22 protein-coding genes and 1 pseudogene are annotated in these 21,756 nt (G+C 36.4%); 9 read left to right on the top strand and 14 right to left on the bottom strand.

Annotation, left to right across the window (positions count from 1 at the left end):
* Window positions 1-12 precede the first annotated feature (12 nt).
* Complete coding sequence (locus tag AC5LWL_RS04315; protein ID WP_493433169.1) at window positions 13-903, top strand: TIGR03943 family putative permease subunit; 891 nt, start codon at window positions 13-15, stop codon at window positions 901-903.
* Here AC5LWL_RS04315 and AC5LWL_RS04310 read toward each other — a convergent pair.
* The 4 genes from AC5LWL_RS04310 to AC5LWL_RS04295 all read right to left on the bottom strand — a co-directional run bounded on the left by AC5LWL_RS04310 (window position 900) and on the right by AC5LWL_RS04295 (window position 3,510).
* Entirely contained in the window at window positions 900-1,079 is a 180-nt protein-coding gene (locus AC5LWL_RS04310) for a hypothetical protein (RefSeq protein ID WP_493436539.1), read from the bottom strand. The two genes, AC5LWL_RS04315 and AC5LWL_RS04310, sit on opposite strands and share 4 nt — an antisense overlap.
* Window positions 1,080-1,303: 224 nt before the next feature.
* The gene (locus AC5LWL_RS04305; RefSeq protein ID WP_493433168.1) at window positions 1,304-2,179 is read right to left on the bottom strand and encodes an ABC transporter permease; all 876 of its coding nucleotides are present in this window, start codon (window positions 2,177-2,179) and stop codon (window positions 1,304-1,306) included.
* Window positions 2,176-3,108 carry an ABC transporter ATP-binding protein gene (locus AC5LWL_RS04300; protein WP_493433167.1) on the bottom strand — a complete coding sequence of 311 codons (933 nt, stop codon included), beginning with the start codon at window positions 3,106-3,108 and terminating at the stop codon, window positions 2,176-2,178. Before AC5LWL_RS04300 ends, AC5LWL_RS04305 begins: the two co-directional genes overlap by 4 nt.
* A 249-nt stretch (window positions 3,109-3,357) precedes the next feature.
* Window positions 3,358-3,510, bottom strand: coding sequence for a 2TM domain-containing protein (locus AC5LWL_RS04295; protein ID WP_493433166.1), 153 nt, complete (start codon window positions 3,508-3,510; stop codon window positions 3,358-3,360).
* 494 nt (window positions 3,511-4,004) lie between these two features.
* On the opposite strand from AC5LWL_RS04295, the gene AC5LWL_RS04290 reads away from it, so the two are divergent.
* From AC5LWL_RS04290 to AC5LWL_RS04275, 4 genes are all read left to right on the top strand, one after another.
* Window positions 4,005-4,322, top strand: a complete 318-nt coding sequence (locus tag AC5LWL_RS04290; RefSeq protein ID WP_493433165.1) for a hypothetical protein — start codon at window positions 4,005-4,007, stop codon at window positions 4,320-4,322.
* 145 nt (window positions 4,323-4,467) lie between these two features.
* Window positions 4,468-5,859, top strand: a complete 1,392-nt coding sequence (locus AC5LWL_RS04285) for a transposase (RefSeq protein ID WP_493433164.1) — start codon at window positions 4,468-4,470, stop codon at window positions 5,857-5,859.
* Window positions 5,853-6,644 carry an ExeA family protein gene (locus AC5LWL_RS04280; protein ID WP_493433163.1) on the top strand — a complete coding sequence of 264 codons (792 nt, stop codon included), beginning with the start codon at window positions 5,853-5,855 and terminating at the stop codon, window positions 6,642-6,644. The genes AC5LWL_RS04285 and AC5LWL_RS04280 overlap by 7 nt, the downstream gene beginning before the upstream one ends.
* The gene (locus AC5LWL_RS04275) at window positions 6,634-6,822 is read left to right on the top strand and encodes a hypothetical protein (RefSeq protein ID WP_493433162.1); all 189 of its coding nucleotides are present in this window, start codon (window positions 6,634-6,636) and stop codon (window positions 6,820-6,822) included. The genes AC5LWL_RS04280 and AC5LWL_RS04275 overlap by 11 nt, the downstream gene beginning before the upstream one ends.
* Window positions 6,823-6,934: 112 nt before the next feature.
* On the opposite strand, the pseudogene AC5LWL_RS04270 reads toward AC5LWL_RS04275, so the two are convergent.
* The 3 genes and pseudogenes from AC5LWL_RS04270 to AC5LWL_RS04260 form a co-directional block, all read right to left on the bottom strand.
* Window positions 6,935-7,042, bottom strand: a pseudogene (locus AC5LWL_RS04270) (2TM domain-containing protein); the annotation flags it as partial.
* A 13-nt stretch (window positions 7,043-7,055) separates the two neighbouring features.
* Window positions 7,056-7,478 (bottom strand): DUF3021 domain-containing protein, encoded by a 423-nt coding sequence (locus AC5LWL_RS04265; protein WP_493433161.1) that lies wholly within the window; start codon window positions 7,476-7,478, stop codon window positions 7,056-7,058.
* The gene (locus tag AC5LWL_RS04260; protein WP_493433160.1) at window positions 7,475-7,924 is read right to left on the bottom strand and encodes a LytTR family DNA-binding domain-containing protein; all 450 of its coding nucleotides are present in this window, start codon (window positions 7,922-7,924) and stop codon (window positions 7,475-7,477) included. Before AC5LWL_RS04260 ends, AC5LWL_RS04265 begins: the two co-directional genes overlap by 4 nt.
* A gap of 1,264 nt (window positions 7,925-9,188) precedes the next feature.
* Between AC5LWL_RS04260 and AC5LWL_RS04255 the strand changes: the two genes are divergently transcribed.
* Window positions 9,189-10,187, top strand: a complete 999-nt coding sequence (locus tag AC5LWL_RS04255; protein WP_493433159.1) for a permease — start codon at window positions 9,189-9,191, stop codon at window positions 10,185-10,187.
* 235 nt (window positions 10,188-10,422) lie between these two features.
* Window positions 10,423-11,340 carry a TIGR03943 family putative permease subunit gene (locus AC5LWL_RS04250; protein ID WP_493433158.1) on the top strand — a complete coding sequence of 306 codons (918 nt, stop codon included), beginning with the start codon at window positions 10,423-10,425 and terminating at the stop codon, window positions 11,338-11,340.
* Window positions 11,341-11,628: 288 nt separating this feature from the next.
* Here the strand turns inward: AC5LWL_RS04250 and AC5LWL_RS04245 are convergent, their stop codons facing one another.
* The gene (locus AC5LWL_RS04245; RefSeq protein ID WP_493433157.1) at window positions 11,629-11,994 is read right to left on the bottom strand and encodes a hypothetical protein; all 366 of its coding nucleotides are present in this window, start codon (window positions 11,992-11,994) and stop codon (window positions 11,629-11,631) included.
* A 273-nt stretch (window positions 11,995-12,267) separates the two neighbouring features.
* The gene (locus tag AC5LWL_RS04240) at window positions 12,268-12,771 is read right to left on the bottom strand and encodes a L,D-transpeptidase (RefSeq protein ID WP_493436538.1); all 504 of its coding nucleotides are present in this window, start codon (window positions 12,769-12,771) and stop codon (window positions 12,268-12,270) included.
* Between the two features lie 465 nt (window positions 12,772-13,236).
* On the opposite strand from AC5LWL_RS04240, the gene AC5LWL_RS04235 reads away from it, so the two are divergent.
* Both AC5LWL_RS04235 and folE2 read left to right on the top strand, forming a co-directional pair.
* The gene (locus AC5LWL_RS04235) at window positions 13,237-14,514 is read left to right on the top strand and encodes an IS110 family RNA-guided transposase (RefSeq protein WP_493432641.1); all 1,278 of its coding nucleotides are present in this window, start codon (window positions 13,237-13,239) and stop codon (window positions 14,512-14,514) included.
* A 525-nt stretch (window positions 14,515-15,039) separates the two neighbouring features.
* Window positions 15,040-15,942, top strand: coding sequence for a GTP cyclohydrolase FolE2 (gene folE2, locus AC5LWL_RS04230; RefSeq protein WP_493433156.1), 903 nt, complete (start codon window positions 15,040-15,042; stop codon window positions 15,940-15,942).
* Window positions 15,943-16,135: 193 nt separating this feature from the next.
* Here folE2 and AC5LWL_RS04225 read toward each other — a convergent pair whose 3' ends face one another.
* The 5 genes from AC5LWL_RS04225 to nikA all read right to left on the bottom strand — a co-directional run bounded on the left by AC5LWL_RS04225 (window position 16,136) and on the right by nikA (window position 21,560).
* Window positions 16,136-16,897, bottom strand: coding sequence for an ABC transporter ATP-binding protein (locus AC5LWL_RS04225; protein WP_493433155.1), 762 nt, complete (start codon window positions 16,895-16,897; stop codon window positions 16,136-16,138).
* Window positions 16,857-17,708: an ABC transporter ATP-binding protein gene (locus AC5LWL_RS04220; protein WP_493433154.1), complete on the bottom strand. Its 852-nt coding sequence runs from the start codon at window positions 17,706-17,708 to the stop codon at window positions 16,857-16,859. Before AC5LWL_RS04220 ends, AC5LWL_RS04225 begins: the two co-directional genes overlap by 41 nt.
* Window positions 17,662-18,558, bottom strand: coding sequence for a nickel/cobalt ABC transporter permease (gene opp1C, locus AC5LWL_RS04215; RefSeq protein ID WP_493433153.1), 897 nt, complete (start codon window positions 18,556-18,558; stop codon window positions 17,662-17,664). Before opp1C ends, AC5LWL_RS04220 begins: the two co-directional genes overlap by 47 nt.
* Before the next feature lies 1 nt (window position 18,559).
* The gene (opp1B, locus tag AC5LWL_RS04210; RefSeq protein ID WP_493433152.1) at window positions 18,560-19,489 is read right to left on the bottom strand and encodes a nickel/cobalt ABC transporter permease; all 930 of its coding nucleotides are present in this window, start codon (window positions 19,487-19,489) and stop codon (window positions 18,560-18,562) included.
* Between the two features lie 472 nt (window positions 19,490-19,961).
* Window positions 19,962-21,560 carry a nickel ABC transporter substrate-binding protein gene (gene nikA, locus AC5LWL_RS04205; RefSeq protein WP_493433151.1) on the bottom strand — a complete coding sequence of 533 codons (1,599 nt, stop codon included), beginning with the start codon at window positions 21,558-21,560 and terminating at the stop codon, window positions 19,962-19,964.
* Between the last annotated feature and the right edge of the window lie 196 nt (window positions 21,561-21,756).

Raw genomic sequence — 21,756 nt, 5'->3', positions numbered from 1 at the left:
GGTTGTGGCAATATGAGCGAAACGAGAATTAAATTTCATACTTACCTTCGAGGAATTGTATTAATCGGCATTTCCTTACTTTTATTCAAACTTTTACTAACAGGAAATATCAGCTTATTTATTTCACCCAAACTGTATCCTCTTTTGGCTGTTTCCATTTTATTGTTAATGATCGTTGGAATCATTCAGATTTTCTTTGGCACTTCGGAAACTACCGAGGTTTCCTGTAATTGTTGTGCAGAACATTTACCGCCAAAAAACACTTTTCGCTCCTTTATTTATTATTCTTTTTTTATTATCCCTGTTATTACAGGCTTGCTTTTTTCCGATCATACACTTGGAAGCTCGATTGCAAAAAACCGGGAGATTCAATTTGTTTCATCTCAAGCAGAAGCTCAACAAGATAGTTTATCCATACAATCAAATGACCAAACGCAAAATACAGCAGCAGTCAATGATACGTATTCTACTTCCCAGCAATACATGACACAGAAAGAATACGATAGATTACAGCAAACTCTTTTCCAGGAAAAAACAATTAAAGTAGATGATAAAAGATATGTGCCTACTATGGGGATTTTAGAAAATCACTTAGATCAGTTTATTGGAAAAGAAGTGGAATTGACTGGATTCGTTTATCGAGAAAAAGATTTTTCTGCCAATCAAGTCGTTTTGGCTAGATTTGTGATAACCTGCTGCATTGCCGATGCTTCTGTAGATGGAATGATGCTTCAAGGAAATGTAGCTGGGCTAAAGAACGATTCCTGGATAAAAGTGAAAGGAAAAATCACAAAAACAACATTCCATGCGAATCCCATTCCCGAATTAACCGTCACTTCCGCCCAAGAAATTCCAGCACCAAGCAATCCCTATGTATATGATATTGGCATAAAACTCAACTAACCGAAGAATCTATCTGTTTTTCCACTAAAGGAGAAATAGATCGTTTTAGAATCTGTTCCCTGTCCCATAACAACAACTGTCACTTGAGGTTTATCTGCCTGGGGTAAAAATTCCATCGGCATATTAAAGTAGCTGATTGTCCCCCAGGCGATTATGATAATTGAGCTTAATGTAATAGCGGCTTTATTTAAACTCTATATTAATGGAGAAATCCTTGGTCATCATCAATTCCTGTACATTGCATAGTCTTTAATAAGTTATCTAAATAATACTATAGGCTCCCATCTTGATGAAGGTGGGAGCTATTTTACGCTTACTTATAAAATTGAATCTCACATAATGTTTTTTTGTTAAGGGGGAAGTTGAAAGTACTTAGGAACTTAAAAAATAATATTCATTATTATTTATTTTGTTTCTTAAATATAATAATAGATACTATTGTGAAGACAATCATGGTGATAACAATCATCCAGATACTATAGGTTGTACTGACAAGCTTACTGTTCATTTCGTATACGATTCCATAGTGCTTCTTATACTCTAAGATTTGTTCTGGTGTCGCATGTTCAAATACTGTTTGAACTGAATTTGTCATCAAAACTTTTCGCAAGAGAACAGCCGTATGGCTTATAGGGAAGTACATTATTATATTTTGAACAAAATTAGGAACACCACCAATTGGTACATAGACACCACATAAAAATCCAATAGCTGTCCCTACGATTGTACTTAATGTTGAAAAAGCATTTTGGGTGTTAATAAATAAAACTAGGAATAAGTTAACGGAGCTTGATAAGGCAACTGAAAGAATAATAATGCTTAATGCTTTCAACAAATCAGTGCCACTCAACATTTCGCTGCCTGCTAAGACAAGAAACAGTTCACATCCAACAAATGCGAATAACGAGAAAATAAGGCCAATCACAAATGAGTTAATAACGTAACTTAACTGTATCGTAGCTCTTGATAAGGGAGCCGTCAATAAGTCGTAGGTTTTTTTACTTTCCTTATCCTTCACCATAATACCAAATGCACCTAAGGTAGTTGTGACAGCGGTGATCGATAATAGTCCTGCAACCATCCACTCATTTACCATTGCTTTAGATTCATCTGTTGTACCCACAAGATCTTCAATTGTATCAATTTGGGTTTGTTGTAAAAACACTGCATACAATAGAATTACAATAAATACAGATAATAATGATAAAAGCAATAATGTTCGATCACGACGGTATATTTTATTATTTCTACTAACTAAATTAAGTAAAGATTTCACTGGGCGGTACTCCCTTTTTCGATAATATTTATAAACACATCATCCATAGTTCCTTTTATGACCTCAAAGGATTCTATTTCCCCCTCTAATTCTTTTAACATGTCATATGCATCTAAAGTTGAAGTTAAACGCATGATATAAGTAGAGTTTTTCACCGTATAAGATAATTGTTTTTCTTTGAGCCATGAATCCGGATTAAAAGTATCCTTAAATAGGAGATGTAAACTATCAAAAGCATGCTTATCCTTTAACTGACTCGGAGTACCTTCTGCGATCAAACGCCCTTCTTTAATCACGACGACATTATCAGCCACTACTGCTTCTTCCATATAATGCGTTGTTAAAAAAATGGTCATATTTGTTTCTTCCTGTAACCTCTTAATAGCATTCCAAACAAATAATCTTGTTTGGGGATCTAACCCCGTTGTTGGCTCATCTAGGAATAAGATACTAGGTTTATGGATGATAGCACGTGCAATATCCGCGCGTCTTTTTTGCCCCCCCGATAAAGCACCATATTTTTTATCTTTAATATCATAGAGGTTCAAATATTCTGATACAAAATGATAGTTTTCCTTAATCTCATTTTTACTTAAACGATAATATTGGCCCCGATTAATAATATTTTCATAGACCGTTAAACGTTCATCTAATACACTCTCTTGAAATACAACCCCAATCTTTTCCCGGATATTATTGTTACCTTTTCCTTCACCAAGGGTATAATCAGCGATAAAGATCTCTCCCGAGGTTTTTTTTAGCAGTGTACAAAGAATATCAATCGTTGTAGATTTACCTGCCCCATTTGTGCCAAGAAAAGCAAACAATTCCCCTTTTTTCACAGAAAATGATATCCCTTTTACAGCTTCAAATTCGCCGTATTTTTTCCGTAAATTTGTTACTTTAATAATTACTTGTTCTTCTACCATTTATTTCACCTCATTAAATAGTCACTAAACTATATTTATAAATGACTATCAACTATGTATATTCAATTTAAATCCATATGTTTAGTTGGAATAATAACCATATTTTAGAGAAAACTCTAAAAAACCACTCGAAAATTTTAAAACATACTAATTTTTGTGCAAACTACAAGAATGAAATGGAGACCAGAATAATCGATAAAATGTTCTATACTGTATTTAAAATCCTGATAACTGATAACTACTAACCTCTTATCTATCTTTTGATAATAATTCTTTTATTTTTCTCTCTTCCCATTCAAATCCCCATCTACTAAATACAAAAGTAAAGGTAACATGTACTAAAATACCAAGTCCCCAACCAAACAATGGATAAATAAACCACCAACTGCCCGGACTGGACATTACATTGATAATAAATTGTTCGTAGCCTGCTCTAATGTCGCTATTATGAGAGTACTGGTCTCTATTTTTATCGGAGAGAATGCAAAAAAAGAGCCGTCAGCTCTACTGACCATAGTATAATGGGTCAGTAGAGCTGACGGCTCTTAAACTAGAAAAGGAAAAAGGCTATTTGTTCCTCTTTGCTTGGCGGCCAGAGAACAAATAACCTCCCACTTACTATGCATATTTTACTAGATTGTCCTCTTACTTTCAAGAAATATAAAAGATTCATCGAAACTTACAATGAAAATACTTTTTGTCCTTGCTGCGGGAGGATTACCAGAAAACACGGGAAATATGAAAAAACAGTTCATTTTAAACATCAATCCTTCCGGATTCCTATCATGCGAAGAAGATGTCCCGTTTGTAATATGACTTTTTCATTAATGCCTTGCTTTTCTCTCTCGTGGGCAAGGTTTGCGAATCATATTTATGAATTTTTTGTACGGTGGTTGATGGCGGGAATTCCTATTAGTCAGTTAGCTGAATGGTTAACCACTTCTTCTGTTTCTGTGATATCCCTTAAAACTCTCTATAGATGGAAGAAACATTTTTTTAATTTTCTAGGGGAATGGTGGATTAGCCAACGAAAAGAATGGGCTGTGAAGTTCCAAGAAGCAGATGGATTACTGTCTCTTTATCGACAAGGAATAACCTCTAATCAAGAGATTCATTTTCTTCTCTCTTTCTATTTTGGTAAAAAAGAGTCTATTCCTTGTAAAGGAAGGCTATTTTCTATGATTAATCTCCGCCAACGTTTCTCGTACTCCTGAAGTCAGTGAAGCTGTCGGATTAATTACGCAAAATTGGATTTATTTCCTTTTTCTTACTCCACAAAATATGTCCCTATTCTACAAAAGGTAATTCGGGGAAAATGGGGTTAGTTCCCTATTTTATGGTAGGAAAGGAGAAAACAAGATGAATGAAACGATACGTAATGAATTAGCTGCTTTTCGATTTGGATTAATTGCTCCAGTTGTTCAAAGACAGCTACAACCTGGGGAAAGGTATGCCCTTTTGAGGGAAATTGCAAAGCAAAGGTATACCATCCCAGGCAGTGAACGAAGTACAGTAAGTGTTCGATCATTAGAAAGGTACCTTCAAGCATATGAAGAGAAAGGGTTTGAAGGCCTGAAGCCTCAAGTAAGAGAAAAAAAAGGAAGTTTACAAAATCAGAACCCAGATATACTGAAACGTGCAATCGAATTACGAAAGGAATTACCTAGTCGAAGTGTTGAACAGGTCATCAGAATACTAGAGTTAGAGGAAACAGTTCCATTAGGTGTCCTCAAACCACGAACTTTATCTCGTTATTTTCAAGAAATGGGCTGGAGTAAAAAGGACCTTTACCGTGCGGTAAAGAAGGAGTTTCGTCATTTTGAACATGATACACCAAATGATTGTTGGCAGGCAGATACGCAGCACACTCTTTACTTACCCGATCCAAAAAATCTTGAAAAACGTAAAAAGGCTTATCTTATAGCTATAATCGATGATCATAGTCGCCGAATTATGCATGCGGAATTTTTTATGGAAGAAAGGTATCCTCGTCTTGAAAGGTGTGTCCAAAAAGCTGTTTTAAAGTTTGGAGTACCCAACCTGTTTTTCTGTGATAATGGCTCCGTTTATAGTGCTAAGCAGTTTCATATTATGTGTGCGAGAATGGGGACTAAGCTTATCCATGCTAAGCCATATTCGCCAGAATCAAAAGGGAAAATTGAGAAATTTTTTCAATTTGTAGATAGTAGCTTTACTGGAGAAGCAAATTTATTAATTAATCAGGGGAAGCTCTTGACATTGAAGCAATTGAACAATTACTTGGGCTCTTGGTTAGAAGCTTATGATAACCGAATTCATCGAAGTACAAAACAAACACCTAAAAAGCGATATGAAGCACAGGCAAATCATACGCGTCACCTTCCTGCAGAAATATTAAAAGACATTTTTCTTTGGGAAGAGGAACGAACTGTCCGAAAAACAGCAATAATTGAACTAGAAGGAAATCAATATGATGTTGATTCCTCCTTACGCGGGAAACGAATTCAAATCAGATATAATCCGTTTGATTTAACAACCATTCAAGTATGGAAGGATAATGAACGCTTCGAAGATGCGAAACCGGCAGTACTTCGAAATCAAAGCCACTCCAAATTACCGGATGAAACAGATAACGTTCAAACGCCTGCAGGAGTTTCTAGTTTCTTAGAGCAGTTGAAAAAACATCAGGAAGAAGAAAAGCGAAAACAAATAGGGACTACTAGTTTTGCCAAATTAAAAGAGACACAATCAAGGGGGAATGAATCATGTTAGACTTTTTTGAAATGAAGGCAGTTCCTTTCACCCGTGAAATTTCTCCAATGCACTTGTTCCATTCCTCCAGCCAAAAAGAAGCTGCTGCCCGTTTAGAATATTCGGTACAACAGCGTCAGTTTTGCCTTTTAACAGGAGAAGCAGGGATGGGGAAATCAACGGCTATTCGATCATTGGTCCAGCAATTAGATCCGATTCATTATCATTACCTATATATTTGTGATTCTTCCCTAACACCAAAACTTTTTTATAGAGAAGTTCTGCAGAACTTCGGTATCCAACCAGCCTTTCGATCAACAGATGCGAAGCGTCAATATCAGTCTTTGATGCTTGATATTTATGAGAATGAAAAAAAGCAGATAGTCGTTATTTTAGATGAAGCTCATCATTTTTCCGATTCTATGCTACAAGAACTTCGCTTCATTCTTAATTTTAAAGAAGATTCCATGTCCCCTCTATCCCTTATCGTGGTGGGGCAATCTAGTTTACGGAATCTATTAAGGGTAAAGCAAATGGAAGCCATTGAACAGCGAATTCAAATGCGATATCAAATAAGTGGTCTAACAGAAAAAGAAACGAATGAGTATATTCGTCACCAATTAAAAGTGGTAGAAACACCCCAAGAAATCTTTTCGGAAGAGGCTATTACAGCAATTTATAACTTCAGCCAAGGGATTCCAAGAAAAATTAATACACTATGTAGTCAAAGCCTATTAGATGCTTTCATACAAGGAAATAAGATTGTGGGAGAATCCCATATCCATCGGGTAGTAAATGAACTGTAGAAGTGTAAGTACCGATTATTATGTACAATTGGAGAATGGAATTGTCGAGATGGAAGCAACCATTGAGCGGTTAAGAACGGAAATAAACGAGTTAATGGAAATTAGAAATACCTTGTATCAATTGAATGGTTTGCTTAAAAAAGAATCGAAGGATCTGATAGGGGATTTGACATTTTAAACCATCGGCAATTAAGCTGACTTTTGTAAATGCCAGTGGCATTGAGGGTGACTGTTATTCAGTTGCCATGTCACTGCCACTGGCCAGTTAACCGCCATCGAAAGTGGCTGCGGACAATAAATAACATAATATTCACTAAGATATAAAAAATAAAATAACCATAAAATACCTTTAATTCTCTTACACGTTTCTTTGCCTGTTCATACTTAAGTTGTGACATGATTTTATCCTCCCTATCTCCTTTTCAATTTATCATTAATGGTCTTTATTTCCTGTAAAGTACTCCAATAAATAACTCCAAATATAACAAGATAAATAGCCAAATGAATGAGAAAAAATAAAATAAATGCTCCCGGCTTCTCAAATGGGTTATCAAACCATTTGCCTATTAATCCACAAAAAAATACAAGTACTAGGGAAATCAGATAATGAATTCCTAGCTTAGTCGCAATCGACCACCGTTCTATGTAAAATAGCAGTAATGATATACCACATCCAACTCCAAGAATAATAGCTAATATAAATTCTATTAATAGCTTGTTTCCATTAATTGTGTGGGTTGGATTTTGTAATAAAATAATTGTAATAATTGTATATGAAGTGCTTAAACCAATAGCAGCACCTAAAAGTGCTATCTTGATAGTATTTTTCATCATGTATCCCTCCCAATACCTAATCGCTTCTTCAAGCCTTTTAAATACATTCGACTAGCATGTGCAGTTGTATCATTATCCATCAAAATTTTCATGATACCCATTTTTTCCATCTTCATAGAAGAAATTTTCGAAACGTTTACAAGTGTAGATTTATTCAGGCGAACAAAATCTTTCTCTAATAATTCTTCAAGCTCGTATAACTTGCGTTTTGATTCATATTCATTTTCATCTGTTTGGAAATATACCTTAGCTCCTTGTGAATAAACAAAGTAAATATCTTCAATCTTCAACATATAAATATCCTGCTGTATATAGCCGTCTATAACATCGGTACTTGTAGCCTTTAAAAATTTCATTAATTGTTCTATTTGCTCGCTATAAGCATTTGCATGAATATGTACTTCAGGTTCGATGTATTTTTCATCGATAATTAGCTTGATTTGCATATGTATCCTCCACTTCTGAAACAAATATAACATAGGAATTTACAAAAAATTAAATAGTCCTATAAGTAGCTAAAAATTAACTATAAGTTGTCAAAAATAGACTATAAAATTTTATATTATTAAAAACTATTTATTTAATAACTGAAATAACTCCATCTCCATTATTCTATTTCGATATTTGCATAACAATAAACTATCACACTTATTGCATATGCTTATAGAGGTTGTTCAAAAAGTCCGGTAAAAATAACACATCGAATTTCTTCGTTGGTTTGCTTCTCCGCTTCTCACGTATTAACACCATACGCTGTGATGCTCCAAGCTAAACCGCCTCGAACTTCTCGGTCCTTTTTATCCTCCTTTTTGAACACGCACTTATACAGATTTTTCATAAAATAAATTCTTCTATAACCCGTTAATAATTTGAATGGTTGATCGGTATTTTTTTTAGGAGAAATACGATATCAACACTGGCGTACTATATAACTATCTGCAAACAAGAAAGAATTTTTCAACACTTATCTTTCAACACTTTATCTACCTTAATAATACAAATTTACCTCTATTACTTATAAATATTGATATTCACCATGTGCGAAACCATTATAATATTCGACTGTTCCCTTCGTAATATCTTCCCAATTCAGGAGAAGAAATTGATCATTATCTTTCTTTTTATCCTTTACAATACAGTTTTCTATTTTGTTTTATAATCGAAGTTTAAAGCACAGAGCAGGTGGAATACACGAAGACTCCCGCAGGAATGCGAGAAAGACGAGACCCTGCAGGAGTGAGCCCACAGGAAAGCGAAGTGTATTCCACCTGCGGAACCCTTGAGAGAGCAATCCTTTTTTCAGGTAGACATCTATGCAACAAATTTTGCACCAAGAAGAATGAAAATGGGCGAGTGTAATTGAGTTTTTTTATGTTGAAGCAGGGAGCAGCCGGAATACACGAAGACTCCTATGGGATTTGCGGGACAGGCGAGACCCCACAGGAGCTTGCTCCGAGGAGGCTCGCCGCCCGCCCCATGGAAAGCGAAGTGTATACCGGCTGCGGATCCATTGAGAGAGCTAAATCCTCTTTTCAAGGTATCCTAGCATTTTTTCAAACCATATAAACCGTTCATTTCACTTATTCCCTTCCCCACCTTAATCTAGTATAATCAACTACTTGCTGCGATTCTTCATTTACAAAGCATCCCTTCTATTTTAAAATGTAAACGTAAAAAATATATGTAGTCTAGTATTCATTGGAGGTCTTCATGTTTCATGTAATCAGAAATAACCTTTTCTCTATCATCATGGTGTTTGTTCTTAGTTTCTTTCTTCTATTTCTATCTTTTCGTTCTAGCTTTACCTTTTCCATGGAACTGCCCTCTTCCTTTTTAACGCTAAATACAATTTTTTTAAGTGTTTTAATAGAAGCACTTCCTTTTGTATTAATAGGAGTACTTATCGCTGGCTTTATCCAAATTTTCGTAACAGAAGAACATATACAAAAATGGATTCCAAAAAATAAATTTTCAGCTGTAGTAGTGAGCTGTTTAGTCGGTGCTCTTTTTCCTGCATGTGAGTGTGGAATCGTTTCAATTGTACGGAAATTAATTGGAAAAGGCGTTCCCATCTATGCAGCAATGGGCTTTATGTTAACTGGCCCACTTATCAATCCAATTGTCGCAGCATCCACCTATATGGCATTCGGAAATAGTTTTAAAATCGCTGGATTAAGAATTGGTTTAGGCTTACTTGTCGCTCTATTAATCGCATTTCTTGTCAGCTGCATTTATAAAGGCGACCAATTAAAAGTTTCTATTACTAATTCTCTTTCTTCCGGCCGATCCGTTCCATCAACGTTTCCTAAACGATTATGGAATATGCTTCTTCATTCCATTGATGAATTTTTTGATATGGTAAAATTTTTAATTATAGGAGCTTTTTTGGCTGCACTCGTTCAAACTTATTTACCAGCAAAGACGCTGTTAGCTGCTGGAAGCGGGACTATCTCATCCTTGCTTGTCATGATGGGCTTAACATATGTTTTATCACTCTGCTCAGAAGCAGATGCTTTTATCGGTGCATCTTTTAGCAATATTTTTCCTATTCATTCCATATTAGGATTTTTACTACTTGGTCCAATGATGGATTTAAAGAATACGCTAATGATGCTTGGAGTATTCCGTTCCAAATTTGTTTTCGGAATGCTTGCTCTCATTGTATCCACTGTCTTTATCGTTATGTTGATAGCACAAATTTTTATATAAGAAGTTGTTCAAAAAGTCCGGTAAAAATGACACATCGAATTTCTTCGTTGTCTTACTTTTCCGCTTCTCACGTATGAAGTAGAGGATCTTCCACTAAAAACGCTCACGTCCTGTGAGCAACGTGGAAGTCACCACATCCTGTGGAAGGCCGATGCTCAAAGTTACGACGCCTCGAACTTCTCGGTCCTTTTTATCCTCCTTTTTGAACACGCACTATAAGGAGCGTGAGTATACGGTGAATTTTATCTTTCAGCAGGCATTACGGGCACTTTTGCTACTTGTATTTTCAGGCTTGCTTTTTAAATTAAATTATACGGGAGATATTACGAAATTTATTAACCCTAAATATGTAGGGTTAAGCGTGGTAGCATCGATTCTGTTTTTTCTCCTTGCTGCCATTCAGATCACCAGACTATTATTTTCCAAAGAATCGAATCACGATTGCCACCAGGAGAACCAAATCTGCAATCATGATCATGGAAACTCTTCTTTTCATACAAAAAAATTAGTTTCCTATATGGTGATTGCTTTTCCATTAATTACTGGCTTCTTCCTCCCTGCCAAGTTTCTTGATGCTTCGATTGCAGAAAAAAAGGGCGGAACAGCTATACTTTCAAACCAACAGAAAAAAAATACGGAAGATTCATTATCACAAGCAAAAGCAAATACGAACAGTTCAACAACAAATGCAGTAGATAATAACCCGATTGATCCTGGTCTAGCCAATCAAAAGACCATCTCTTCTGATGAGTTTGAGAAAATCAATCACCAACTCGACCAAAGCGATTATATTAACATGCAAGAAAAAGTATTTTCCACTTACTATGAAAAAATCAATATGGAAATAGATGCATTTGCAGGGAGAACCATTAAACTAAAAGGGTTTGTTTATAAAGAGGAGGGTCTTGCTAAAAATCAACTCGTTCTATCAAGGTTTGTGATAACACATTGTATTGCAGATGCAGGTATTATTGGGTTTCTATCAGAGTTTCCAGAAGCCGAAAAGATAACAGAAGATACTTGGTTGGAAGCAACCGGGATACTAGAAAAAACAGCTTATAATGGAGCAAACCTTCCCATGTTAAAAATCACTTCTTGGAAAAGGGTAAATGAACCAGAACAGCCCTATGTCTATCCCCTAGATGTAAAATAATCAAAGAAAAACAGAGAACTGTTTGAAAAATCCATAAAAACACTAATAAAGTGAATGCTAGAAAAAGCATTCACTTTATTAGTGTCTAGTGTCATCCAACTTTTGTCTTTCTCTTCTGTTTCAATCGCTTATCTACTCTTTTAGTTGCCTTTTTACTCTAGAAAAGTTGCTAAGGTAACGCCCTTTATTCTTTCAATATATATAATTACCCATTCATACCTATAAAGCATTTTTCTGATCTAGTGGGACAACTTACCCTTATCTTCTTTTTTTCCAGTGCGTTACTAATTAAGAAATATGGATAAAAGACCATTTATTCTTCTGTTTGTTTCTCTGCTTTTTTCTTAAATAATCCGTGCAATCTATCCACTTCAATCTACTGCATCTTTCTTTTATGATAACATCTATCTCCGCTTGTATCTCATCTGCCATTTTTTTTATGGTATCCACATCAAGTGAAAAATGATTTGCAGCTGCTTGAAATGGAGGATTTTCATCCATTAGTTGAATAAATTGTTCTTCGCTTCCTGCCATTTCTTCCAGTCGATCTTCATTCCTTTCAATAAACTGATAGATTTCTCTCTTTTGATCTGGCAATTTATTAATGGCGCTTCGAAGTAAAAACTCCATTAAGATAGGATTAATTGACTCCATGCTCCTTACCTCCATTTTTCTATAAAGTAACCTTCCATCAGCGGGGGGCTACTGTCCGTTAAGAGTGGGATAAAAGCTTATTGCCCCCTCTTTCTATCGCATTATGCGCTTATTCCTTAGTCTACTATATTTTCATCTTTTTTTAAATCGTAACTATTACGATTATAATAACAAAAAAACCTATCTAATCAGCTGGGTGAAGCAAAATATAGGAAGCAGACTGAATAAGAAATTAAAAAAACAACCATTTCTTAACAGCCTGATCATACCCTGCTAGCTGCGAATAACTACCTTCGTATTTGTTTGTATATGTTCATAGATCCATTTTGCATCGGCAATGGTTAAACGAATACAGCCATGCGATGCCTTTTCCCCTAATTTTTTTGCTTCTTCTTCTATCACCTGTTTGTTTCCATTCATTGGCACACTATGGAAGAGAAATTCTCCATGGTTCTTCCAAGAAACCCAATATTCTGCTCCTTCTCCATAACCAGAAGAAAAAAACCACTCTCCCCGTTCTGGTTCAATATAATAGATTCCTTTTGGTGTAGAGTTATCATCATTTGTATCTATCCCTGTTGAGGCAGTCATTGTATATAATGTAGCGTCTCCGTCCTTTATATACACCTTCTGATCATTGACAGAAACATCTATCCAAATAGATTTGCTTTTATCTAGAGTCGGATACGATCCATTCGAAGGGGCATTCCAATCGATGATCTCATTATCTTGTTTTTGTTGTTCCTCCTGGGCGATTAATTCCTTTTCATCATCCATAATCTGTGCTGATTCATGGCTATCCAATTCTTGTTTTTCTGTTTTATTATTCTTTTCTTTTGCCGAAGCATTTGTAACAAAATCAATAGGTGAGCAACCTACCAAACTTGCTATTAGTGCTACGGTGCATAACAAAAAAGAATACTTTCTTGCTTTTTTCATTGCAGCCCCCTACAACAGTGCTTATTTTGTTTACCATTTACTTAAATGCTTTTTCATAGAATAGTATAAATTGTACAAATCTATAATTGAACTTTCCTTTCTTCAAGTTTACGCCTGTCGACAATATATCACAAATAATACGTTATTATTAGAACGATAATAATACGAGCCTTAAAAAAGGAGCATTCCTGTTAGAAGGATTTTCGGGGACTTGAACAAAAAAGAGCCCTCTTGGTATGATACGGGGTGTCAAATCGTGGACCGAAATGACCCCTAACTTAGTTAACCAAGGAGGACTCCAAAATGGATTTTAAACAAAATCAGAAAATAAATCAAGTCACCGAAAAAACACTCGTAGTCGGAATCGATATTGCCAAGCGGACCCATTACGCTTGCTTTGTGGATGACCGTGGACGTGTGCTCCAAAAATCGTTCTCTGTTTCTCAAGCTAGAGACGGGTTCGAGCTTTTCTATCAACGTATTCTGGTAGCCATGAAAGAAAATGAAAAAACGGAAGTCATTGTCGGGATTGAACCTACGGGACACTACTGGCTCAATTTGGCCTACTACCTTGAGGACCGGGGCATTCCCTTGGCCATGGTTAACCCTATGCATGTTAAGCGTTCAAAAGAGTTGGACGACAATCTGCCAACCAAGCATGACAGAAAAGATGCACTTGTGATCGCTCGACTTTTAAAAGACGGACGGTTCAGTTATCCCCGTATCCTAAAAGGTATGGAGGCCGAACTTCGCGTTGGGTCAACGTTTAGAAGTAAATTGACTGAGGAACTAGGGTCTGTCAAAAACATGATTATTCGTTGGTTAGATCGCTATTTTCCAGAGTTTACTCAGGTGTTTCCGTCATTCGGAAAAATGGCTTTGGCAGTACTTGAATGTACCCCATTTCCGAATGATCTTCACCAAAAACAACCCGATGAAGTTTTATCTCTTTATCGGAAGGTTGAGGGGCTCAAATCCCCCCAAAGACCCAAAGCATTGCGTCTTATTGAAGTCGCAGCTAACTCTATCGGAGTAACAGAAGGACGTGAGATGGCCCGTATTGAAATTACCACGCTCGTTCGCCGTTACCATCAGTTAGAACAAGATATCGAAAGCCTTACTCAACATCTAGTTGACCTTGTAAAAACGTCTGTAGAGTACGAATGGCTATCAACGGTTCCGGGACTCGGAGATACAACGATTGTCGATCTATTAGCTGAAATCGGAAGCTTTTCACACTACGAAGATCCACGCCAACTAATTAAACTCGCGGGATTAACGTTACGTGAAAATTCCTCTGGTCAGCACAAGGGGCAAAAACGCATCTCCAAACGGGGGAGAAGAAAGCTTCGCGCCCTTCTGTTCCGAGTAATGATGCCGATGATCCGTCACAATGAAGCCTTTCGAAAGCTACATGAGTATTACACAAATCGTATGGTTAATCCATTACGCAAGAAGCAATCCATCGTGGTTCTATGCGGTAAGCTATTAAAAGTATTACATGGAATTAGCACTAAGCACAAAGCGTTTGACGCACAGCGAATGATGAGGGATATTCCTAGTCTCGTAGAGGCTGCATAAGACCCTTCATCCCCTTAAATAGACCTAGACAACAGGATGACACGGAGAAGCTGGCACTATTTTTTCCATTCGACCTTGAGTCCCTAAAGGAGCTTCGCTAGCCTCTGCCTTATGACTAGACCGAACGAAGGAATGTAGGCACTTAGATGCCCAGAGACATGGGAGGGTACGTCATCATAAGTTACGCAGAGATCCATTGTGCATCGCATAATTTCCTATCACTACTTTCCACCATTATCCAGTAGTGACCGCGTAGCGTACCCATGTATTGGAATAGTTTCACATATTTTAAAAATATTGTTAGGGATTGTGTCGAAAAATATTTTTTTGATACCCCAACAACGGGTCAAACCGTTGATAGATCAACATTTATAGAGGGAGTGTAGTTAATCTTTATTTTATAGGAAGTTGTTCCCTTCCATCTCTAGTATATTTTTCTACTGACCTTTAGATTCAAGCATTGATTTTTAAAACAATACCTTTATAATAAATTGTAATGATTACGATTTGCAAAGGAGCCTACTAATGAAACCTACTATACAACTACCTAATAAATTGGAACGGCATCGCCATTTCGGTTCCGTGGATCCACTGAAAAATAAAACAAAACCAGACGAAAAAGAAAAAATGACTGACCTTCAAAACACACCAAAAAACTATTTTTTCGAGATAGATCATGTTGGAGTTTCTAATGTTACTCATCCAATTCATATAACCTCCTCTATGGAGCCGACAATGCAAACGACAATTGGAACCTTTACATTAACGACTAATCTTGTTAGTAATCGCAAAGGCATTAATATGAGTCGATTAACAGAATTATTACAAGAATATCATGAAAAGGGCTGGACACTTGAAATGGATCTTCTTCAAGCTTTTACGAAAGATATTGCAGAAAGAATGGGTCAAAATAAGTCTTCTCTTTCCGTTTCTTTTCCTTGGTATTATGAAAGAACAGCTCCAGTGACAAATAAAAAAGGATTTATGCATTCTACTATTTCTTTAGAAACCAGTTATGAGCAAGAAAAGCGCTGGAATTCTTCTGTTAAATTAGAAACAACTGTAACTACCCTTTGTCCCTGTTCAAAGGAAATTAGTGAATATAGCGCCCATAACCAAAGAGGCATCGTTAAAATATGGGTAGAACTATATCCTTCCACTCCATGGCCAAAGGATATAAAAAAAGAATTACTTCACGCAGCTGAGTCGAATGCCAGTGCTATGCTTCATCCAGTTCTTAAAAGACCAGACGAAAAAAAAGTAACAGAGCTTGCCTACGAAAACCCTCGTTTCATTGAAGATTTAATCCGACTAATTGCTGCTGATCTATATGAATTTCCTTGGATAAAATCATTTGAAATTGAATGTCGGAACGAAGAATCCATTCATTTACATGATGCTTACGCTAAGCTTTCTTTTAATAAATAAGGTACATCTCTTCCCTTCTTTAAAGTGATGCAAGCATAGCTTTTAGTTATATGTACTACAAAAACTAGACCGACTATTTATTTCTATCATGACTGATAGCGTTCATTTCTTTTCAAAAAAGCCATTGCTCGTTTTCACTTAGAAAAATACTTTGCGATAAACGACCCAATGGCTTTATGCTTTTTTACTTTATTTAGTGAATGTTAAATGGCATAACAGAATGTAAAAGCTTTTTCGCATATTCATTTTGCACAAGCGCAAGATTATCGCTCGCTACCTCTTCTACAATTTTTCCTTTATAAAGAAAAAGAATTCGATCACAGAGTTTGGCAACTGCCTGAAGATCATGTGCTACAAAAAGATACGTAATATTCATCTCTTCCTTCAGTTTATGGAGCAGCTCTAGAATCTGCGCCTGAACAGACACATCAAGAGAACTTATTGCTTCATCAAGGACGATAAATTTTGGCTTGATGGCAATTGCTCTTGCAATACATACACGTTGAAGCTGTCCACCGCTCAATTCATGTGGATATCTATGAATGGTCGCATGGGGAAGGCCAACTTTAGCAAGAAGCGCATTAATCCGTTCATCCAAATTCTTCGTATCTCCCATCGCAATTAATGGTTCTGCAATGATATTGCGAATAGTAAATTGAGGATTGACAGACGAAGTATAGTCTTGAAATACAACACTAATTTCTCCTTTATTTTTCTTCACCCATTTAGAAATTGGCTCGCCCTCCATCGTAACCATTCCCTCGCTCGGTTTTTCTAGACCGAGAATAATACGGCTGAGCGTGCTTTTTCCACTGCCACTTTCGCCAATTAAACCTAGACATTCTCCTTTTTCAATCGAAAAACTAATCTCATTTAAAACATCCACCTTGGACTTTATAAAAAATCCTCCATCTTTATTGTAGCTCTTTGATACATTCACAATGTTGATAAACATGGTGATCCCCCCGTTTCATGGATTGCTGAAATGGCTCTGCCAAGCTGATACGGGTATGGATTAAAAACTTCGTAAATTTATGCTGTGGAGAAGTAAACACTTCTTCTGCATTTCCATATTCCACACATTCTCCATTCCGCATAACAAGTAATTCATCTGCCAAATATTGCGTAACCCCTAAGTCATGAGAGATAAAGATAATAGAAGTACCTGTCATTTCTTTCAGAAGCTTAAATTGTTCCACCACATCTCGTTGATTAATAGAATCAAGTGCTGTTGTCGGTTCATCCGCAATGATAATATCTGGTTCCAGCATCATCACAATTGAAATCATCACCCTTTGCAGCATTCCTCCAGATAGTTGATGAGGATACTTTTTCAACACCTGTTCAGGTTGATGGATGTGCACACGATGGAGTGCTGCATGAGCCATTTCTTTCGCCTGCTTCTTTTTTATCCCTAAATTTCTGCAAAATGTCTCGATCATCTGTTTGCCAATCGTATTTAGCGGATTAAAAGCCGTCATCGCGTCTTGAAGAATCATGCAAATTTTTTGCCCGCGAATTTTTCTTAGTACTTGAGGTGACTGACCAATTAAGTTCATTCCATCAAAAATGGCTTCTCCTGTTACATCCATCCAAGTTGAAGTTAATCCGAGAATTGCTTTTATAGTCATCGACTTTCCACTGCCACTTTCACCGACAATTCCAAGACAAGTATTTTTATTCAACGTAAAACTTAAATCTTTGACTAACTGCTGGCCACTACGTATGTCTTCTACTGATAACTTTTTTATTTCTAATAAAGACATTCAATCGGCCCCCTTTCTTTTTCTTTTGAAAGAGTTTTGGATTTATTGCAGAATGTAAACTGTCACCAAGGAAGTTAAATGCAGCAACGACTAGTAAAATAGCAAACCCTGGAGCTAGCATATGTGTTGGGTGTGTAATCATCACATTCTTCGCTTCATTTAACATCATGCCCCATTCAGGTGTTGGTGCCTGCACCCCTAAACCTAAGAAAGAGAGCGCAGAGATATTTAAAATAACCCACCCAGTATCAAGGGTTGCAAATACAGCAACTTCACCTGATACACCAGGAAGCAAGTGCTTTCTCATAATATAACCAGTGCTGCAGCCAGAAACTTGAGCAAACCGAATATAATTTTTATCTGTATATTGAATTACCACTGATCGAATCATACGTGTATACCATGCCCATTTGGCAATAATATTAGCAATTACTACATTTAATAATCCGGGCCCTAGCACTCCTACGATTGCTAAAATCATCACTTCTGCTGGAAAAGACAGCATAATATCACATATTCTCATAATAAACTCGTCCACTTTCCCACGAAAAAATCCTGAGATGATCCCAAGTATCGTTCCAATTGCTATCGTGATAGCTGTCGTAACCAATGCGAAAAGAATCGTCGTTCGAATGCCAAATAATAGCCTGGATAAAATACATCTTCCTAATTGGTCTGTTCCCAGCGGATATGTTTGGCTAACTCCTGCGTATTTCTGCAGGATATTCATTTCTATTGGACTATGTGGTGCAAGAACCGGGGCAAAAATACCGGCAAGTATCACTGCAGAAAGTAGCGACATGCATAACACAGCCATTTTATCAGCCTTCAAGCGATTCCAGAAATTCATGCTATAACTCCTTTCTCATGCGTGGATCCATAACCAGATGCAAAATATCCACTAGAAGATTACATACTACAAACATAACACCCATAATTAATATATAGGCTTGAATAATCGGAAAATCCGAATTAAAGATGGCCGTAACACATAATCGACCAATACCTGGCCAAGCAAAAATATTCTCAACAATAACCGTTCCTGCTATTAGTTTAGGGATCGACATTCCTATCGCCGTAATTGATAGTTGAAGAGAGTTTTTAAACACTTTCCGAATGATTGTACTTTCCTTTAAACCGCGTACTCTCGCATACAAAACAAAATTTTCATTTTTATTTTTTATCATATTGTTTCGTATTAAACGAACGTAGGTGGAGATGAATCCAAGTGAGAGTGTAACAGCTGGCAAAATGACGGAGCTTGCTTTCTCCATCCCACTTGTGTCAAACCAGCCTAATTTGACGGAAAAGAACCACATAAGAAGAATTCCAATCCAAAAACTGGGCATGGCTGTTCCAATAAATAAGAAGGCTCGCATCACTTTATCTACTATGCTTCCTTCGTAAACGGAACAGAACACTCCAATTATAATACTTACGGAAAGAATAATAACGAGTGATACGGCTGCAAGCTTTAGTGTTGCAGGCAGGGCATATGCAATTTGGTCGGCAACTGGCTCATGTGTAACATAGCTGTGCCCAAAGTCTCCTTGAATGCTTTTTCCGAGCCATGAAACATAACGGACTAAATAGGGTTTGTCTAGTCCAAGTTCTGTTCTCATTGTCTCTACCATTTCTTCTGTTGGTGTCACTTGGTTTACTCGCATGGCAACTTCTGCAGGGTCGCTGGCTCGTAAATTTATTAATACAAATGCTAAGAATGATATGCCAAGAATGATCGGAATGATTGCAAGTATGCGCTTTACGATATACTTATTCAAAACTCTTTCTCCTTACTTAGTTTTTTAGAAAAAGGCTACCTTGGAAAAGGAGTTGGCTCTCTCGATTAGTCCGCAGCCAGAATACACTTCGCTTTCCATGGGGCGAGCGGTGAGCCTCCTCGGAGTAAACTCCTGCGGGGTCTCACCTGTCTCGCAATTCCCATAGGAGTCTTCGTGTATTCTGACTACTCCCTGCTTATAAATTTAAGAAAACTGCTTCTTTTCATGTGCCAGGTGTGAGTTTGTATTGTAGTAGCTTGGGTTTTGTTAAACCATTATGTTTGATATTCGTGAGAAGTTGTTTATTTAAATAATATAAAATAAAACAGTATTTTTATGAAAAAATCTCCGCCAAACGCTCTATTTCTGCGAGCATACTTTAGCGAAGATTTTTTATTTATCCACTCTTAACGGGTAAGTGCCCCACTAATGGAAGTTTCACTTTATTTATCTGCAAAATTTGTTGATATTCTTATTCGAAGTACATTTTTTCAAAAGGAATTTCATATTGGGAGACATTAAAGCCAACGCCTTGTAATGCCTTAATATGAACTGCTTTTGTTACGGAATAAGTTAATGGGATATAGACATTTTCATTGTGGATATACGTCAAAATTTCTTTATACATTTGTTTACGGTTCTCTTCACTTTGTTCCACCATCAAATCTGTAATTGTTTTGTCTAACCATTTCTTTTTATCAAGTCCTAATTGTGCTTGATAGTCTGCATGTGATGGGACGCGCCATGATGAAACATAGGTTTGAGGATCGTATGGTAATCCCCATGAAAGAGAATACATTAAGTCAAACTCACCTGTTTTTTGTCTATCAAAATATGCTTGTTTTTCTTCACCGATAATAGTAAGGCTAGCACCAATTTGTTTTAAATCATTTTGCATCGATTCACTAATTGTTCGTTCTTGTGCATTATCTGAATTATAATAAATGGTTACTTCTAACTTCTTACCATCTTTATAACGGAATCCACCTTTCCCCATTTTCCAACCAGCTTCTGTTAATAATTCATTTGATTTTTCTTCATTATATTTTTTCCCAGACAGATTGATATCAGCATATGGGACTGAAGGTGCCAGAAGTGTATCGGCCACATGCTCCGCACCATTTAAAATTCCATCAGCAATCATTTGTTTATTGATTGCATATTCGAATGCTTCACGCACTTTCGGATCTTTTGTAATTGGTTTATTCGAATTCAAAACAATTGCTCGTGATCCTACAGGATGACTCACAACCGCACTATATTTCCCTTGATCCGTTAATGCTTTAAAAGAATCGCTATCCACCATATCACCATCCGAACCGAACAACAGGTCAACTTCTCCTTTTTCAAGAGCTAGAAGAATGGTTTGATGATCAGGCATCACTTTCCATTTAATTGATTTGATTTTTGGTTTGTTTCCCCAGTAATTCTTATTTTGTTCAAAAACAGCATATTGATTTTTTTTATGCTCTTTCAGCACATATGGACCTGTACCAGCATAATTTTTCACACCATTAGCCGTTGTTCCATCAATAAAACTTTTTGGAGAAATAAATCGAAATGGACGAGTTAACCCAAGTTCCTCCAATGTAGGGTAATAAGGATTTTTCAGTACTAATTCAAATGTTAGATCATCTACTACATTTGCTTCTTTAATTTCTGCTACAAGATTCAACCATGAGTTTTTTTCCATATTTCCTACAACTGCATCCACATTTTTCTTTACAGCTTCTGCGTTGAATGGCTCGCCATCTGTAAAGGTAATACCTTGCCTAAGATGGAAGGTATATGTTAAACCATCCTTTGAAATATCCCAGCTTTCCGCTAATGCAGGTTTTACTCCATCATCTGTATTTATTACTAAAGATTCAAATACGATATTTTGTGCTGGCATTTCCCCTGCGTAAAGATGTGGGTTAATATCGCGAATATCCTTTGTACTTGCAAACACCAGTTCATCATTTGACGCTTTTTTTGCGTTTAATTCTCCTTCACTTTTAGTAGAGCACGCTGAAAGAAGAAGTACTGTTATGATTGCTATAAACATTAAATATGATTTTATTGGTTTCATCGTTTTTTTCCTTATCGTTTATTTTATTTCCTTCATTTTATTTATGAAAATTTTTCTTTTATTCCTATTATTAAATCGATACTATTCCTATTTATAATGCGTAATTATTACGATTTGAATCGTAGCATATAAATATCAACATTTCAATATGTAATTTCTGCTTTATTTTTTCCATTACTGAAAAATAAGATATAGC

It is taken from the genome of Niallia sp. WK069_GA_01, assembly GCF_983173855.1.
Note: the sequence above shows the minus strand (reverse complement) of the source record. Positions and strands in the feature narration are given on the sequence as shown.